Genomic DNA, 16,376 nt, shown 5'->3' on the forward strand with positions numbered 1-16,376 from the left:
TTTAGATTCTATATACTTTTTTAAGAGAATTAGGAATTGTTTAATTAAGCTCATATATTTTTATACAATTAAATATTATAATATAATTATTTTTTAGTTAATCAATTTTTCCTTTTTAACATCTCTTATTTAAGATATACTTATTACTAATGAATTGATTACTTTAGGAGGAAGTAAGTCTATGCTTAATAAAGTATGGTTTCGAACTGGAATTTTCTTAATCATCCTGTTCGTACTTATAAAGTTATTTATGGAAGTGCATAGTGTATTTACACCTATAGCAACTATTATAGGTTCAGTGTTTCTTCCATTCTTATTAAGTGGATTTTTATTTTATATCTGCTTACCTTTTCAAACACTTTTGGAAAAATGGGGTTTCCCACGTTGGGCAAGTATTTTAACTATCTTTATCGTATTAATCGCTATTATCGCTATCGTAGTAGCTTTCATTGCTCCTATTATTATTTCTAATGTTAATAATTTAATCAAAGCAACACCAACTTTACAACGTGATGCAGAACAAGTGGTTAATTTCTCATTAAATCAAATGGATAAATTACCAAGTGATGTAACAGCGAAAATTAATTCAGCAATGAAATCAATCAGTGATAGTTTAACTGGTATATTAGCAAATTCAATCACTTATATCACATCTCTTATTTCAACCATTTTCTTATTGATTATGGTACCGTTCTTCTTGATTTATATGTTAAAAGATCATGAAAAATTTATTCCAGCAATTGGTAAATTTTTCAAAGGAGAACGTAAAGTTTTTGTTGTTGATTTACTCAAAGATTTAAATTATACCTTAAAATCGTATATTCAAGGTCAAGTTACTGTTAGTTTCATCTTAGGTATTATTCTTTATATTGGTTATAGCCTTATTGGGTTACCTTATACACCATTGCTTGTATTATTCGCTGGTGTAGCAAACTTAATCCCATTTTTAGGACCTTGGTTATCATTTGCGCCTGCTGCAATATTAGGGATTATCGATGGTCCATCAACATTTATTTGGGTCTGTGTTGTTACATTAATTGCACAACAACTTGAAGGTAATGTCATCACACCTAACGTCATGGGTAAATCACTAAGTATTCATCCACTTACAATCATTGTTGTTATCTTAGCAGCGGGTGATTTAGGAGGATTCACACTTATTTTAATTGCTGTTCCACTTTATGCAGTATTAAAAACAATAGCAAGAAATGTATTTAAGTATCGTCAACGTATCATTGATAAAGCAAATAGCGATGTTAAAGATTAAATTAATTATTAATGCTTTTTAATTACTTACTGCGGATAGAACATATTCTATTCGCAGTTTTTTTATGTCATATCACATTGAATAATATAAAGCTAGATGAGGGATAAAATTCATTTTTAAGTCGCCGTTCCACATCATCAATGCATCCCCAATTTGCGTTGAACGTAGATGTTCTTATTGAAAGTTTCTATGTTCTAACCTTGGAACTGAAATTGAATAAAGCTTGATATAAATGCATTTTCAATTCAGTCATCAACTGTCGATTTATAAAAAAAGTCTAAGACAACTCATTGTCTCAGACTCTTGGATTTATCATATATCTTATAACTATTTTTCAATTTAAACTTATTTAATTGCGTGGAAACCACTATCTACGTGGATATTTTCTCCAGTTACACCACTTGAAAAATCACTTAATAAATAAGCAGCAGTTCTACCCACTTCTTCTTGATCTACATTACGTCTTAACGGTGCACGTTCTTCAACTTCTTTAAGAATTAAATTCAATCCACCTACACCTTTAGCACTTAATGTACGAATTGGTCCAGCAGAAATTGCATTGACTCGAATATTATCTGGGCCTAAATCATATGCTAAATATTTAACATTTGCTTCGAGACTTGCTTTTGCTACACCCATCACATTATAGTTTTGAATTGCAAATTCTCCGCCTAAATAAGTTGTAGCTACAATACTACCACCATTCGGCATAATTTTTTTCGCTTCATGAGCTACAATGGTTAATGAATATGAACTAATATCTTGTGCAAGTAAGAATCCTTCACGAGATGTTTCAGAAAAACGACCACGTAAATCTTCCATATTAGCAAATGCAATTGAATGATAGACGCCATCAATATTTCCAACTTCTTCACCGATTTTCGCAAAGCCATTAATGACATCTTCATCTTTTTGAACATCTATTTGATAAAGATGATGCTCTTTTTGATTTAATTGATCTAATAATTTTTCTAATTCCTTTTTACTACGTTCTTTACGATATGTAAATACGAGATGCGCACCTAATTCGTCTAATACTTTAGCTACGCCAAAACCAATACTACGTTTGTTAGCGATACCCATAATGACAAAGGTTTTATTTTCTAAATTAATCATATAAATTATCTCCTTATATTACTTTATATTAATCCGTTCATTATAAACGTTTTTAACATACATATTTTACCATTGTTAATAATATTTAATAAAGTAATAATAAATTTTCAAATCCTCTCAATAAAAAGAGAGGTACACAAAGTAATGTATCTTTTTATGTTATTTTTCAAAGATACCCTTTATTTTGTCCTCTCTTTTAAATGGATTAATAATAAAATTCTAATTCAGATTTGAGTTCATCTACATATTCTTTAGAACCTGTTACAATTAAACGGTCTTTATATCTAAGTTGCGTATCTCCATGTGGTACAATGGATTCATTATTTCTAACAATACGTACAAATATGATATCCCCACCAAATGGGAAATGACGTAATAGAATATTTTCATATTTATAATTTAACATTTCAATTTCATATAGTGACGTTTCAACGTTACTTAAAATATTTAGCATATTTGGTGTTTCAATTAAACCTTTTAAGAAAATTTTATTACTAATAAAGTTACTAAATACTTCAATACCATCTGTTTTTAATTCTTCATCATCACCACTATTTTCTAGTCGACAAATAACTCTGTTTACACCATGAGATTTAGCTAATTTTGCTATCCTTTTATTTAAACCATCATCATTAGCAGAACACACGACAATATCTTGATTAAACAAGCCAAGTCTCTCTAATAAACTTTCTTCATATTCACTAATTTCAATGACAGTCACGTTGTCAGGTAAATTTCGCTTATCACTTAAATCTTTACGGTAAAACAACGTTATATTATATAACTGTGAAGTCAGATTTTGAACAATTGGAATAGTCAATTGATTTTTACCAATTAACGCAATATCAATTTTTCGGTTCACTTCATCTGGAATTGGGAATAATTTTTTAAATACAATAGGTACAAATACACATGTAATAATTGCACTTAATATTAATATCCCTGACATTTCAGAAGTAATTGCTTTTAATTCTTCAGCAATTTTTGCTGCAGCAATAACAAGCGAAAGTGTAGATGTTAATAAAAATGCTGATGCAATGGTTGTTTTAGTATCAAACCATCTTCGAATAAATAAGACAGGAATCAACTTAGAAACGATAAAGGACAATATAAGTATCGGAATTATAATAAGTAAAGAAGGTTCCTTAATTAAAGATGGTATATCTAAATCTACACCGACCATAATAAAGAATATTGGTATAAAGAATCCGTATCCAAATGAATCTAAGGTATGAATCATTTCTTCATCAGGTTTTAACAGTGATACAACTACACCAGCTAAAAAAGCACCTAATATATATTCAGCACCAACCCCCTCAGCAAGAGCAACGAGTAAAATGATTAATGCAAAAATGGCCCGTATGCCAATTTGTGTTGTACCACCCATTAAGCGTTGCATAAAATTTAACCGTTTAAATACAGAACCTAATAAATAAAATATTGCAGTAAACACGATTAAAATTGCAGATAGCCAAATTGACCCTCCGCCTTCACCATTGATTCCACCATAAATAGTTAATAAAACCATCGTAAATAAATCTGCTAATACTGCTACTAATAATATAAATTGTCCTATTGTTGTACGCATGATATTCATTTCTTTAAGTGTGGGCACGACTACACCCAATGAAATGGTTGAAATAATAATGACCATTAATAATACATCATCTACAAAGCCCAACCATTTAAATGCAAATGCTAAAATGATCGAAAGCACCATTATTAATGAAAAAACTGTAAGTGCTAATTGTAAATGACTGGGTAAATTCTTTTCATTTTTATTAATACCCTGTCTCTTTCTTGTGTCTTTTTTAAATGCGCTAAAATCAATTTCCAGTCCACTTAAAAACATTAAAAAGATAAAACCTAATGTTGAAAGAATGTTTAACATTTCATCTTTGTGGACAAGTCCTAAAAATGAGTTTCCTATAATAATTCCCATTAATATTTCAGCTACGACAACAGGTAAAAAAGTGACGTTTAATCGATTAACAATAATCGGTGTAAGAAATGCTGCGACGACGACTATGACCAAAGAAAAAAATCCCATTTCATCCCCCTATGTTAGATATGACATAAATGTTGTTGCAAGGCCAAAATAAATTAACATACTTACAATATCATTGATAGTTGTAATAAACGGTCCGCTTGCGACAGCAGGATCGATATGAATTTTATTCATTAAGATTGGAATCATTGAGCCTACTAACGTACCTACTGTCATGGCAATAGTTAAACTTGCACCTACAATCAGTGCCAAGAAGGGTTGACGATAAATAATGACAATAATTAAGAATAAAATCACTGCACACACAAAACCAGTGATTAACCCACTGCCTGCTTCTTTTAAAGCTATTTTAAGTTTACTTTTTTCTTTAATATCACCATTAGAAATATTACGAACAGACACTGCTAATGATTGCGTTCCTGAATTTCCTGACATCCCACTTATAATAGGGATAAATGCTGCTAATAATGCAACTTGCGACAATGTATCTTCAAAACCACCCAGAATCGTTGCTGTTATCATACCTAAAAATGTTAAAATAATCAGCCACGGTAATCTCTTCAATGCTTTCTTAAATACTGATTGATCAGTAGATTTAGTATCAGAAACCCCTGCTAAACGTGAATAATCTTCATCTGCTTCTTCATTTACGACATCTAAAATATCATCTATTGTGATAATCCCTACTAAATGATGTTGATAGTCGATAACAGGCATGGCAATAAAGTCATAATCTTTCATTTTTTGAGCAACACGTTCTTGATCCTCTTCTACATTTACACTTACAACACGTTGAATCATTACTTCTTCAACATGAGCTTCAATATTTGCTACAATTAAATCTTTCAAAGATAGAACACCTACGAGTTGACCGGCAGTATCAACGACATAAATCACATATATCGTTTCTGCGTCAGGTGCTTGATTTTTAACTAGCATGAGTGCCTCTTTTACAGATGTGCCAATATCCAATGAAATATATTCAGTAGTCATGATACCACCGGCAGTATCTTCTTCATAATGTAATAACTTTTTGATTTTATCTGTGACTCTGTTATCCATCAAAGCTAATAAACTGGCAACTTTTGAGTTAGATAATTCATTTAGAATATCAACTGCGTTATCTGTAGACATATTTTCTAATACTTCACTTGCATAATGTGCATGCATTGAATCAAATAATATTTCATATTCTTTCCCCTCAATATCTAATTGATTAAAAAATCTACTCACTTCTTGAGGCGATAAAAATTCGAATATTCTTTGTCTATTCTGATTCGTTGTATTTTCAAAATATTCACTTTGTTCATATTGATGTAAAGTTAGAAATTCTTTTCTGAATTGATCTATATCATTGCGGTTTAAACTGTCATCTAGTAGTTTTTGATTGTATACTTTATTATGTTGTATGTCAGTTGTTTCTGTATTTAATGACATCAAGTGTACCTCCTAATTTTAATTTACACTTTGATATATTTTTTCTAAGTTTTTATAGTCTAAAATAATCTCGATTTCTTTATTATATATTGGATGTATAAATTTTACTTTATAACACTGTAAAGATTGTGTTTGAATCCGAGGATGAAAACCATCATATAAGTCATCCCCAATAAGTGGATGACCAATGTGCTTAAAATGAACTCTAATTTGGTGTGTTCGTCCAGTATGTAATTTAACTTCACATAAACTTGCACTGTGATGACTACTCAACGTTTTATATTCAGTTTTTGCATATTTACCAGATGGCGTAATACACCGAGTAATAATACTATCTTTGTTTCTACCAATAGGTGCCTCTATCATAGATTGTTCTTTAGTTTTACCGTAACACACACATATATATCGCTTATCTATTTCAAATGTCGACATAAGGTGATGAATATGACCATGTTTAGTAAAGATAACGATGCCCGTCGTATTACGATCTAATCTTGTAACAATATGAGGTACTATATATTGTACTTTATTCGTAGAATGATTTAAATAATACATCACGCGCTCAATTAAACTATCATGAGGATGTTCTCTTGAAGGTGCACAATTTAAATGGACCGGTTTTGAAACGATAATTAAATATGTATCTTCATATAATATTTCAATATGTTTGTTTGAAGGACGAAGATATGTACTTGGAACTTCTTCCGGCAGTTTAACAATAAGATGATCATCTTTTTTCAACATATATCTAACTGTCACAGGTTGCCTATTAATAATTAAAGCGCCATCACGTTTAATGGCGCTAATTGTTTTCTTTGAATAATTATGACGTTGTAAAAATGTCTTAAGCATTTCTTCGCTATGAATATGGTATACAAATTTCATCAATCATCTTCACTTTCAATAAACGAATCATGAACTCTTTTCCAAAAAGGAAATGGTCTAAATCTAGCAAAACGTACTTTTTCATTTGCGACTCTAAATTGAATGTCGCTCACATTTTTATGTTTTAGACTGACATGATCAATTGTTGTTCTAATTGTATTATGATTTACAGGTGTAATCAAACATGTATGATGCTTTGGTAATACTAAGGGTGAACCGACCGTTCTAAATACTCTATTATTAATAGATGCAATTTCAGCAATTTGTATGGCTTCAAGAGAAGGATGAATCAGTGCACCACCTAGTGCTTTATTATAAGCCGTCGACCCAGAAGGCGTGGAAATACATAGACCATCTCCTCTAAATCGTTCAAAATGTTTACCTCTAATTGCGACATCTGCTACTAATGTTGATCCATTTTCAGTTTTCATAGTTGCTTCATTGAGTGCTAGATAGCGTGTTTCATTTTTAGTGTTATTATATTTAACAATAATTTCAAGTAATGGATATTCAATCACTTGAAATTCAGAATGATGAATTTCATCAATCAATTTTTCAACTTCATGAGGTAACCAGTCTGCGTAAAAACCTAAATGACCAGTATGTACTCCAACAAATGCTACATTTGATAACATATGACTATACTGATGAAAAGCTTGCAAAAGTGTTCCATCTCCACCAACAGATATCACTATTTCTGGATTTTCTGTATCCTCTATCATATGAAAAGAATTCATTTGATTCATCATTTTATGTTTAAGCGTGTTTGATTTAGAGTCACCTTTAGATAAAATCGTATAACGCATGTATTGACACCTCATCAGTCATGTTTTTTTGCACGTTTTTGAGTATAATATTTTTGAGCTTCTTGTATTTCCTCTTTAATTTCAGACATCTCTTCATCTAATAAGTAAGCCGCTTCAGCTGCTCTTTCTAGACGATGTTGTATCTCAGCAGGATAATCTCCATCATATTTGTATCTTAATGTATGTTCGATTGTAGCCCAAAAATTCATTGCTAATGTGCGAATTTGAATTTCAGCTAATATCATTTTTTGACCACTTAATGTTTCAATTGGATACTCGATAATTACATGATATGAACGATAACCACTTTGTTTTGTATTGTTAATATAATCTCTTTCTTCGACAACTTTAAAATCTTGACGTTGTCTAAGCATATTAACAACTACATCAATATCATCAACGAATTGACACATCATCCTTAAACCAGCTATGTCGTACATTTCTTCACGTAATCGATCAAAAGGAATTCCCCTTTTATTCGCTTTATCAATGATACTTGTAATAGGCTTTACACGACCAGTTACAAATTCAATGGGTGAGGCGTTTTCTCCAACTTCATATTGCTTACGTAAGCCTTTTAATTTCACCTTTAATTCATCGACAGCTTGTTTATATGGTGTTAAAAATTGCTCCCATTGATTCATATGGTTCCACTCCGTTTCACTTTAGTTCGAAAGTTTCTTCAACTGCTGAAACAAACTCCTTACCATAGTTATTATTTCCTTCAACATTTTCTAGGATATAACTTAACTCATCTTGAAAATGTTCTAATTCTAATTCATCGTTAATAATTACTTTTTTATCTCTATTATTATGTAACATTGACCACGTCTCTTGTACAAAAATCAAATATGAATACGACGAGCCATCATCTAATAAATAAGCAAAACTAAAATTATCACTATCTACAAGCATTTGTCCTACTTCATCTAATCCATCAGTTGGATCTTCTGAGTAGCAATAAATGCTATCATCTTTGATTTTAATTTCATTTACATATATACGCATGCTTGTTCCTCCTTATTATTCCTTATTAGTTTAACATAATTTAACTTTCAAACACACATTTGAGTACCATAGTTCAAGTATGCTCTAAACGATTAAATATTTAGCTCTATATATTTTATTTTTAGTATTGTTATTACTTTAATTTTTTACAAATGTCCGTCATAATGAACTACAATAATATACTAAAGATTGTCTAATGAGGTGTAATTATGAGTACTAATAATGAAATTGAATTTAAGCAATTAATTGATTTCAATACATATAACGCGATTAAAGCTTCTTATTTTAAACAACTCACACCATTCACTCAAATCAATTATTATATTGAAACACCTAGTTTTAAACTACGTGATCATCGTTCTGCTTTAAGAATACGTGTTAAACAAAACATATTTGAAATCACACTAAAAGTACCAGCTAAAGTTGGCTTGATAGAATATAATCATCTAATCGATATGAATCCTCATATTGGACAAACAATTGTCAAATCAACATTACCTAATGATATTCAAAACATTCTTACTGAATTTGATATTGGAGAAAACGAATTAAGTGTTTTAGGTGCATTGACAACTGAAAGACTAGAAGTTGAATTTCAAAATGAACTATTAGTATTAGATAAAAGTCAATACTTTGATAAAACAGACTATGAATTAGAATTTGAAGTCAATGATTATGAAATAGGCTTTGAAAAATTTCAAAATTTATTAAAACAATTTAACTTAGTTCACGAGCCACCTAAAAATAAAGTTCAACGATTTTTTGAATATCAAGCTCAATTATAATAGATATGAAATAAACTTGTGAAAAGTCAAATTACTTTTAAATGTAAAAATTCATGTTATATTAGAAATATATTAATAGAAATGGGTGATACTATGACTACAACACCTTATGATGTAATAGGAGAAAAAGCTTTGTATGAAATGATTGATTATTTCTACTTTCTAGTAGAGAATGATCAAAGAATCAACCATTTATTTCCTGGAGATTTTAAAGAAACAAGTAGAAAGCAAAAGCAATTCTTAACACAATTTCTAGGAGGTCCTGATTTATACACTCAAGAACATGGTCACCCAATGTTAAAAAAGAGACATATGGCATTTAGAATTACTACTTATGAAAGAGATGCATGGTTAGAAAATATGTATAAAGCAATCAATAAAGCTCAATTTCCAGCAGGAGTTGGCGAATACTTGTATGAAAGATTGTGTTTAACTGCTAACCATATGGTGAATTCCTAAATATAATTGAAGGTGAGTTAAACATGGCTGAAGAACTTAAAATTGTAGATAATGCGAGTCGTGAAAGCACTAATCTGTCACCTGTAAATAAAATAGAAATTTATTCATTCTTTGATCCCTTTAATAAAGATTGTTTTAAATTATCCGCAATTATTTCTAAATTAAGAATTGAGTATAATCAATATATTCGAATCAGACATATTTTGAACCCTTCATTAAAGGTTTTGACTAAATGTCAAGCTCAAAGTACTTCAGATTTTGATAATATTGCTTTAGCATATAAAGCTGCTGAATTACAAGGTAGATTAAGAGCGGAACGTTTTATTCATTTAATGCAGAACGAAATTATACCAAAAAACGATATTATCACTGAAGAAATGATTTGTAATTGTATTAAAAATGCTGGTTTAGATTATGATGTTTTCAAAGAAGACTTACAAAAAAATAAACTTACCGAAAGTTTAAAAATAGATTTGCATATTGCAAGAGAAATGGAAATTGAACAAGCGCCTTCACTTGTATTTTTTAGTGAAGATGTGCATGAAGAAGGTTTGAAAGTCGAAGGTCTTTATCCTTACCATATTTATACTTATATTATTAATGAATTAATGGGATGCCCTATCGAAAAAGAATTACCTCCAAATCTCGAAACTTATATTCAATCCAAACAATTAGTAACGATGGAAGAACTGCTTACTATTTATGAGTGGCCGGAAAAGTTACTCGTAAAAGAATTAAAAAAATTAGCTTTACAACAAAAAGTTGAAAAACTAAATTATCCTGACGGCGAATTTTGGCAATCTAAAATGCCTAAGAAATAACAAAGAGCGATCACTTATATGAAGTGTATCGCTCTTTTTATATTAAATTGATTTAATAATTAAGCATAAAAAAACGCCGTGTCTGATTACACGACGCTAAACAAAGGGGATGGGAGAAATTTTTCACTTCAAACAAAGGGGTATGTTTGTTATGTGATTAATTTCATGTATATAATATAACACGCTCAAAACGCCGTTTCAATATTAAACTACATTTCCATCCAAAATGTCACAAATTAGACACATTGAAAACGAATACACTTTTTTTAGTGCTTCATTAATTTTTCAAATGCTTCTAATTTTTGTTCAAAAACTTCACACGCTTGCTCTATAGGTTCTGGTGTAGTCATATCTACACCTGCATTCTTAAGAATCTCAATTGGGTAATTAGAACTACCTTTTTTCAAGAATTCATTTATATATCTTTCAACAGCAGGTTGTCCTTCTGTTAAAATTTGATGACTTAAACTTTGAGCTGCACTGTATCCAGTTGCATATTGGTACACATAATAATTCATATAGAAGTGTGGAATACGAGACCACTCTTTACTAATATGATCATCTGTTTCTACCACATCACCAAAGTATTGTCTATTTAATTTAGCGTACTCTTCATTCATACGAGTTGATGTTAATGGCTCTCCCGCTTCCTCAATTTGATGAATTTTATGTTCAAATTCAGCAAACATAGTTTGACGGAATAATGTTGCTCTGAAACGCTCAAGTTCTTGGTTTAGTAATAATAGACGTCGATCATCATCTAAATGTTTATCCATGTAATCACTTAGTAGAGCTTCATTACATGTTGAAGCAACTTCAGCTACAAAGATAGAATAATCACTAGAGTTTGATGGTTGATTTTTACGACTAAAGTAACTATGTGCAGAATGTCCAAATTCATGCACAAGTGTATATAAATCAGAGATTGTATCAGACCAATTTAATAAAATAAATGGATTAGTTAAATGTGCGCCTGAAGAATAACCACCTGAGCGTTTTCCTTTATTCTCATAAACATCTACCCAACGATGATTTAAACCTTCTTTAACTACATCTAAATATTCTTTTCCCATTGGTTCTAGCGCTTTTAGCATCCATTCTTTAGCTTCGTCATATGGCATTTCAAATTTAACATCTTTAACTAATGGAGTATAAATGTCATACATTTTCAAATCATCAATACCTAAAAGTTCTTTTCTCAATTGAGTGTATTTATGCAACAATGGAAGATATTTATGAACTGTTGCAACTAAATTATCATATACTTCTTCAGGAATATGGTTATTACTTAAAGCGCGTTCACGTGCCGTTTTATAGTTATGCGCACGAGCATTGAAAATATTTTTCTTAACTTCACCAGCTAAAGTTGAGCCTAATGTATTGTTATATGCACCATACGCTTCATATAAGTTGTTATAAGCTGACTGACGTAATTCACGATCATCTGATTCTAAATATTTAATAAATGTACCTTGTGTTAAAGGATGTTTTTTTCCATCTTTATCTACTGCATCTTTAAATTCTAAATCAGCATTACTAAACATGCCATAGACATTTTCTGGAGTTGATAATGCATCTTGCGCTTGGGTTAATAATTTTTCTTTATCAGCATCTAAAATATGTGGACGTTTTTCATTAATTAATTTCAAGTCAAATGCATAACGTTTTAAATCATCGTTACTCTTAATAAAAGATTCTAATTTCTCTTCATCAATTTGCAAAATCTCTGGAACTAAGAAACTCCATGCTGAGCTAATTTTTATGATGAGTTGATGCGCACGAGATTCAAAACCAGTATATTTATCGTTAGATGTATCTTGGTCTTGTTTTAAATGTGCATAAACATACACCTTTTCTAATTGTGTTCCAATCTCATCTTCTAAAGCTAAAGCATTATATAAAGTTTTAGCACTATCTCCTAGATGTCCTTTAAATTGTTCTTCTTTACCTAGGTAACTTTCTACCTCTTTTAATGCTTTTTCAAAAGCTTCATCGCTTTCAAAAATAGTTGTTAAATCCCAAGTTTCATTTGGATATTTTCGTTCTTGCTCTTCTCTAGTAAGTTGTTGACTCATACATGTACCTCCTAAATGAATTAATGTTATAATTTTCTCATTCTTTTATTTATTTTGCACGTTTAAACTCCCACTTACTTGTTGAATATAATCATCTATTAACTTTAAAGTAATTTCTTCTTTATTAATATCCTGTAGATAAAATTGTCTGAATTTCAAATACGACATTAAATAATGCTTGGGAAGGTTATGTTTTAACAACAACTTAAGCTTGAGTTGCCATTGTACTGGATGATTTTCAATAAAAATTTGATACGAAAAAATATAACCTGTATCTCTACATACCTCATCGTCAGTTATTTGTAATTGATACATAGCACTTAAAGACGGTTCTAGCACCGAACGTTTTTTTCTACAATTAAAAATATAACGACTGATATGTCTATTTGACAATTTATAACAATATGACTCATTCTTTTTTTCATTGAATGATAATAATTCAGAAATTTGAATAATTCGTCTATGCGCAATAAATTTTCGGCCACCAATATGTTGTATATTGACATACTTTACTATCAGTTGTTTTTCATGCTCCCAACTATATAACGTTCTATCAATCGGATTAATGAAATAAGCTTGAAACGTGTTCAAGTATAAATAACCCTTACGATATTGTAATTGTTCTATAAGCCAAATAACTGCAACTCCAATTTGTTCAAATCCTCTTGATCGAGATTTAATCTCTTTTATACTTATTCTTGAAAATTGAACTTCTATAGCTACTTTAGCATCCACAAGAATATCAGGATACTGCATAATTTTAGAAAAATAAGGTTCTATTTCAACATTAAAGTGATATTGTTTTAAACGTTGAGCAATAAAAAATTTAACGTAGTAATGTTTTTCTGTTTCATTTTTCATGCATCTTTTTTTAATTTGAGAGACATGGGCAAAATGCGGAATCTTTTTTAACCCTTTTTTTAAAAGAAGTTTTTCTTTGCAATATGGACATCGGTATTCTTCAGTAATGATGGCTTGATGAGCATATACGGTTTCATTATTACGATTAATCGCTACTAACATGCATTCACCTCATACTATTAAACGTTTAAGATGATCCATTTACTTTTAAAAAAGAGAGTAGAAAAGAAATTTATTTTAAATTTCTTCTCTACTCTCGATTAATCGTTATATATTATTCTACTGAATCAGTAAAATAACGACGTACTTGTGAAGTAACATTATGACTCATAATAATTTTAGCGTAATCATTTAAATACACTTCTGTTTTATCACTAGGATAAGCGAATTCAAGTAATTGACTGTAGCTATCATTAATTGTCTCTTGGCTAACAGTACTATCGAAGTGAATTGCATAGTAGTAATGTGAATCACTCATATACAATAAATCTTCAAACTCATCTGTAGATAGATTATGATGATAAGCGTAATGAATGACTTCTTCTAAGTCTTCGAATTTCACAATAATTGTTCTTAAACTAGAACGTTGTTGTGATGGTTTACGTTTAGATTTATGTGCTTGTTTTTGTTGTGCACGTTGTTCAAATAAATCTTCAATACTTTCTTCTTGTTCTAATGTGTTAGCTAGCAATTCATTCACTTGTTCCTCAAATTGCTCATTTGCATGATCATCTGACATGTTCATTGCTTCTTCATTTTTAGATTTAGAGATTGTGACTTCCACACCTTTTTCAAATGCATGTACTTGAATCCAAAGAGGTCCTTCAACCACAAAATCTTCTTCTTCATTAATCTCGTCCATCATTGACCAAAAGAATTCTTCACCACGCTTACGATTTGTCCATAAATCTTCACGACTAAATCCTCTTGCTTCAATATCACCATAAGTGATAAATAATTTCACAGTTGTGTCGTCAACGCGTTCTATTCTCATATCATCTCACTCCTTACAGTCGATGAATAGTAACCATATTGTATTAGAACGTAAGTTAAATTACAATTTATTTGTTTGATTAAATTTCACTATTTTAAATAGGACACTATATCATATTATATTCCCTTTTTTTATTATAAAAAACAGCACTATAGCTAAGCCAGTGCTGTTAAATAATAGGTTTTTAAATTTTAAATATTAGTCGACTAAACGTTGCGCTTCTTGTAATTGGAAAGTACGAACCTTTCTAGGTAAGAAACGTCTGATTTCATCTTCGTTATATCCAACTTGCAAGCGTTTTTCGTCTAAAATAATTGGACGACGTAATAGTCCAGGATTATCTTGAATAATCGTATATAAATCTTGTAGTGGTAAAGAATCAATATCTACGTTTAATTTTTGATAAGTTTTAGAACGAGTTGAAATAATTTCATCTGTTCCATCTTCAGTCATTTTTAAAATTTGTTTAATTTCATCAATTGTTAAATGTTCAGAAAAAATGTTACGCTCCGTATACGGAATATCATGTTCTTGTAACCATGCTTTCGCTTTACGGCAAGATGTGCAACTTGGTGATGTAAATAATGTTACCATACATCTCACTCTCCTATTGAATAAATATTATTCATTATATTAATAATTATACTAATTTGTCTTAAGCTTATATTATAAGTATAATATGTTAACATTAAAATTAAATGAGAAAATCCTAATTTTTCTGAGAAATTTCAAATTTTCTAAAAATTCCTATACAAAATCTAATCTCTCATATATGCCTCTATTATAACATAACTTACAATTTAAAAAAATACTGTTATAATCTAGTTAAAATGAATTATTTTTAAAGAAAGTAGGCATCTATATGGAGACATTATTTTCAGGAATACAGCCAAGTGGGATACCTACATTAGGTAACTATATTGGTGCATTAAAACAATTTGCAGAAGTACAAAACGATTACAACTGTTACTTTTGTATTGTAGACCAACATGCGATTACCGTCCCACAAGATAAAATCAAATTACGTAAACAAATTCGTCAGTTAGCAGCAATTTATTTAGCTTCAGGTATTGATCCAGATAAATCAACATTATTTATTCAATCAGAAGTTCCAGCACATGTTCAAGCCGGTTGGATGTTAACGACTATTTCAAGTGTTGGTGAGCTTGAACGTATGACGCAATATAAAGATAAAGCACAAAAACGTACAGATGGTATTCCAGCTGGTTTATTAACTTATCCACCTTTAATGGCAGCTGATATTGTTATTTATAATACAAATATTGTGCCCGTAGGTGAAGACCAAAAACAACATATGGAACTTACTAGAAATTTAGTAGAACGTTTTAATAGTCGTTATAACGATATATTAGTTAAACCAGAAATTCGCATGCCAAAAGTTGGTGGACGTGTAATGAGTTTACAGGACCCAACAAAGAAAATGAGTAAAAGTGATGATAATCAAAAAAACTTTATCTCATTACTAGACGAACCAAATGTTGCAGCGAAAAAAATTAAAAGTGCTGTAACTGATTCAGATGGTATTATCAAATTTGATAAAGACAATAAACCAGGAATTTCTAATTTATTGACTATTTATTCAAGTTTAACTGATAAATCAATTAAAGATCTTGAAACACAGTATGAGAATGAAGGATATGGAAAGTTCAAAACGGATTTATCAGAAGTTGTTAAAGACTTTTTAGTACATTTCCAAGAAAAATATAGCGAATTTTATAATTCAGATAAATTAGATGACATCTTAGATCAGGGACGTGACAAAGCTCAAAAAGCTTCTTTTAAAACATTGAAAAAAATGGAACGTGCAATGGGCTTAGGACGTAAGAGATAAAT

16 protein-coding genes are annotated in these 16,376 nt (G+C 30.2%); 5 read left to right on the top strand and 11 right to left on the bottom strand.

Annotation, left to right across the window (positions count from 1 at the left end):
- Nucleotides 1-181: 181 nt before the first annotated feature.
- Nucleotides 182-1,267, top strand: a complete 1,086-nt coding sequence (cozEa, locus tag NST64_RS08795; protein ID WP_002448046.1) for a lipoteichoic acid biosynthesis protein CozEa — start codon at nt 182-184, stop codon at nt 1,265-1,267.
- Between the two features lie 345 nt (nt 1,268-1,612).
- Here the strand turns inward: cozEa and fabI are convergent, their stop codons facing one another.
- The 7 genes from fabI to NST64_RS08830 all read right to left on the bottom strand — a co-directional run bounded on the left by fabI (nt 1,613) and on the right by NST64_RS08830 (nt 8,527).
- Nucleotides 1,613-2,383, bottom strand: a complete 771-nt coding sequence (gene fabI / locus NST64_RS08800; RefSeq protein WP_002448154.1) for an enoyl-ACP reductase FabI — start codon at nt 2,381-2,383, stop codon at nt 1,613-1,615.
- A 205-nt stretch (nt 2,384-2,588) separates the two neighbouring features.
- Nucleotides 2,589-4,433 carry a monovalent cation:proton antiporter family protein gene (locus NST64_RS08805; protein WP_002448029.1) on the bottom strand — a complete coding sequence of 615 codons (1,845 nt, stop codon included), beginning with the start codon at nt 4,431-4,433 and terminating at the stop codon, nt 2,589-2,591.
- Nucleotides 4,434-4,442: 9 nt separating this feature from the next.
- Nucleotides 4,443-5,828, bottom strand: coding sequence for a magnesium transporter (gene mgtE, locus NST64_RS08810; protein WP_002455527.1), 1,386 nt, complete (start codon nt 5,826-5,828; stop codon nt 4,443-4,445).
- A gap of 18 nt (nt 5,829-5,846) precedes the next feature.
- Entirely contained in the window at nt 5,847-6,713 is an 867-nt protein-coding gene (locus NST64_RS08815) for an RluA family pseudouridine synthase (RefSeq protein WP_002455528.1), read from the bottom strand.
- On the bottom strand, nt 6,713-7,519 hold the full coding sequence (locus tag NST64_RS08820) for an NAD kinase (protein WP_002448059.1): 807 nt from the start codon (nt 7,517-7,519) through the stop codon (nt 6,713-6,715). The genes NST64_RS08815 and NST64_RS08820 overlap by 1 nt, the downstream gene beginning before the upstream one ends.
- A gap of 14 nt (nt 7,520-7,533) precedes the next feature.
- Nucleotides 7,534-8,163 (bottom strand): GTP pyrophosphokinase, encoded by a 630-nt coding sequence (locus tag NST64_RS08825; protein ID WP_002448222.1) that lies wholly within the window; start codon nt 8,161-8,163, stop codon nt 7,534-7,536.
- 16 nt (nt 8,164-8,179) lie between these two features.
- Nucleotides 8,180-8,527, bottom strand: coding sequence for a UPF0738 family protein (locus NST64_RS08830; RefSeq protein WP_002448177.1), 348 nt, complete (start codon nt 8,525-8,527; stop codon nt 8,180-8,182).
- A 209-nt stretch (nt 8,528-8,736) separates the two neighbouring features.
- Between NST64_RS08830 and NST64_RS08835 the strand changes: the two genes are divergently transcribed.
- The 3 genes from NST64_RS08835 to yjbH all read left to right on the top strand — a co-directional run bounded on the left by NST64_RS08835 (nt 8,737) and on the right by yjbH (nt 10,592).
- Nucleotides 8,737-9,312 (top strand): CYTH domain-containing protein, encoded by a 576-nt coding sequence (locus NST64_RS08835; RefSeq protein ID WP_002448184.1) that lies wholly within the window; start codon nt 8,737-8,739, stop codon nt 9,310-9,312.
- Between the two features lie 93 nt (nt 9,313-9,405).
- A complete protein-coding gene (locus NST64_RS08840) occupies nt 9,406-9,771 on the top strand; it encodes a truncated hemoglobin YjbI (RefSeq protein ID WP_002448104.1) in 366 nt (121 codons plus the stop codon).
- Nucleotides 9,772-9,794: 23 nt separating this feature from the next.
- A complete protein-coding gene (gene yjbH / locus NST64_RS08845) occupies nt 9,795-10,592 on the top strand; it encodes a protease adaptor protein YjbH (RefSeq protein ID WP_002448109.1) in 798 nt (265 codons plus the stop codon).
- Between the two features lie 266 nt (nt 10,593-10,858).
- Here the strand turns inward: yjbH and pepF are convergent, their stop codons facing one another.
- The 4 genes from pepF to spxA form a co-directional block, all read right to left on the bottom strand.
- Complete coding sequence (pepF, locus tag NST64_RS08850) at nt 10,859-12,667, bottom strand: oligoendopeptidase F (protein ID WP_002448233.1); 1,809 nt, start codon at nt 12,665-12,667, stop codon at nt 10,859-10,861.
- Nucleotides 12,668-12,712: 45 nt separating this feature from the next.
- Nucleotides 12,713-13,690, bottom strand: a complete 978-nt coding sequence (locus tag NST64_RS08855) for a competence protein CoiA (protein WP_049418718.1) — start codon at nt 13,688-13,690, stop codon at nt 12,713-12,715.
- Between the two features lie 112 nt (nt 13,691-13,802).
- Nucleotides 13,803-14,522: an adaptor protein MecA gene (gene mecA / locus NST64_RS08860; protein WP_002455531.1), complete on the bottom strand. Its 720-nt coding sequence runs from the start codon at nt 14,520-14,522 to the stop codon at nt 13,803-13,805.
- A 198-nt stretch (nt 14,523-14,720) separates the two neighbouring features.
- A complete protein-coding gene (spxA, locus tag NST64_RS08865; RefSeq protein WP_002448146.1) occupies nt 14,721-15,116 on the bottom strand; it encodes a transcriptional regulator SpxA in 396 nt (131 codons plus the stop codon).
- A 268-nt stretch (nt 15,117-15,384) separates the two neighbouring features.
- On the opposite strand from spxA, the gene trpS reads away from it, so the two are divergent.
- A complete protein-coding gene (gene trpS, locus NST64_RS08870) occupies nt 15,385-16,374 on the top strand; it encodes a tryptophan--tRNA ligase (protein ID WP_002448051.1) in 990 nt (329 codons plus the stop codon).
- Nucleotides 16,375-16,376: the final 2 nt, after the last annotated feature.

The organism is Staphylococcus sp. FSL W8-1268 (assembly GCF_038003965.1).
In the GTDB taxonomy this organism is placed as follows: Bacteria; Bacillota; Bacilli; order Staphylococcales; family Staphylococcaceae; genus Staphylococcus; species Staphylococcus hominis.

Bases quoted from the DNA above. Each gene is read 5' to 3' on its own strand.
- cozEa (WP_002448046.1), top strand. From the start codon at position 182: ATGCTTAATAAAGTATGGTTTCGAACTGGAATTTTCTTAATCATCCTG.
- fabI (WP_002448154.1), bottom strand. From the start codon at position 2,383: ATGATTAATTTAGAAAATAAAACCTTTGTCATTATGGGTATCGCTAAC.
- NST64_RS08805 (WP_002448029.1), bottom strand. From the start codon at position 4,433: ATGGGATTTTTTTCTTTGGTCATAGTCGTCGTCGCAGCATTTCTTACA.
- mgtE (WP_002455527.1), bottom strand. From the start codon at position 5,828: ATGTCATTAAATACAGAAACAACTGACATACAACATAATAAAGTATAC.
- NST64_RS08815 (WP_002455528.1), bottom strand. From the start codon at position 6,713: ATGAAATTTGTATACCATATTCATAGCGAAGAAATGCTTAAGACATTT.
- NST64_RS08820 (WP_002448059.1), bottom strand. From the start codon at position 7,519: ATGCGTTATACGATTTTATCTAAAGGTGACTCTAAATCAAACACGCTT.
- NST64_RS08825 (WP_002448222.1), bottom strand. From the start codon at position 8,163: ATGAATCAATGGGAGCAATTTTTAACACCATATAAACAAGCTGTCGAT.
- NST64_RS08830 (WP_002448177.1), bottom strand. From the start codon at position 8,527: ATGCGTATATATGTAAATGAAATTAAAATCAAAGATGATAGCATTTAT.
- NST64_RS08835 (WP_002448184.1), top strand. From the start codon at position 8,737: ATGAGTACTAATAATGAAATTGAATTTAAGCAATTAATTGATTTCAAT.
- NST64_RS08840 (WP_002448104.1), top strand. From the start codon at position 9,406: ATGACTACAACACCTTATGATGTAATAGGAGAAAAAGCTTTGTATGAA.
- yjbH (WP_002448109.1), top strand. From the start codon at position 9,795: ATGGCTGAAGAACTTAAAATTGTAGATAATGCGAGTCGTGAAAGCACT.
- pepF (WP_002448233.1), bottom strand. From the start codon at position 12,667: ATGAGTCAACAACTTACTAGAGAAGAGCAAGAACGAAAATATCCAAAT.
- NST64_RS08855 (WP_049418718.1), bottom strand. From the start codon at position 13,690: ATGTTAGTAGCGATTAATCGTAATAATGAAACCGTATATGCTCATCAA.
- mecA (WP_002455531.1), bottom strand. From the start codon at position 14,522: ATGAGAATAGAACGCGTTGACGACACAACTGTGAAATTATTTATCACT.
- spxA (WP_002448146.1), bottom strand. From the start codon at position 15,116: ATGGTAACATTATTTACATCACCAAGTTGCACATCTTGCCGTAAAGCG.
- trpS (WP_002448051.1), top strand. From the start codon at position 15,385: ATGGAGACATTATTTTCAGGAATACAGCCAAGTGGGATACCTACATTA.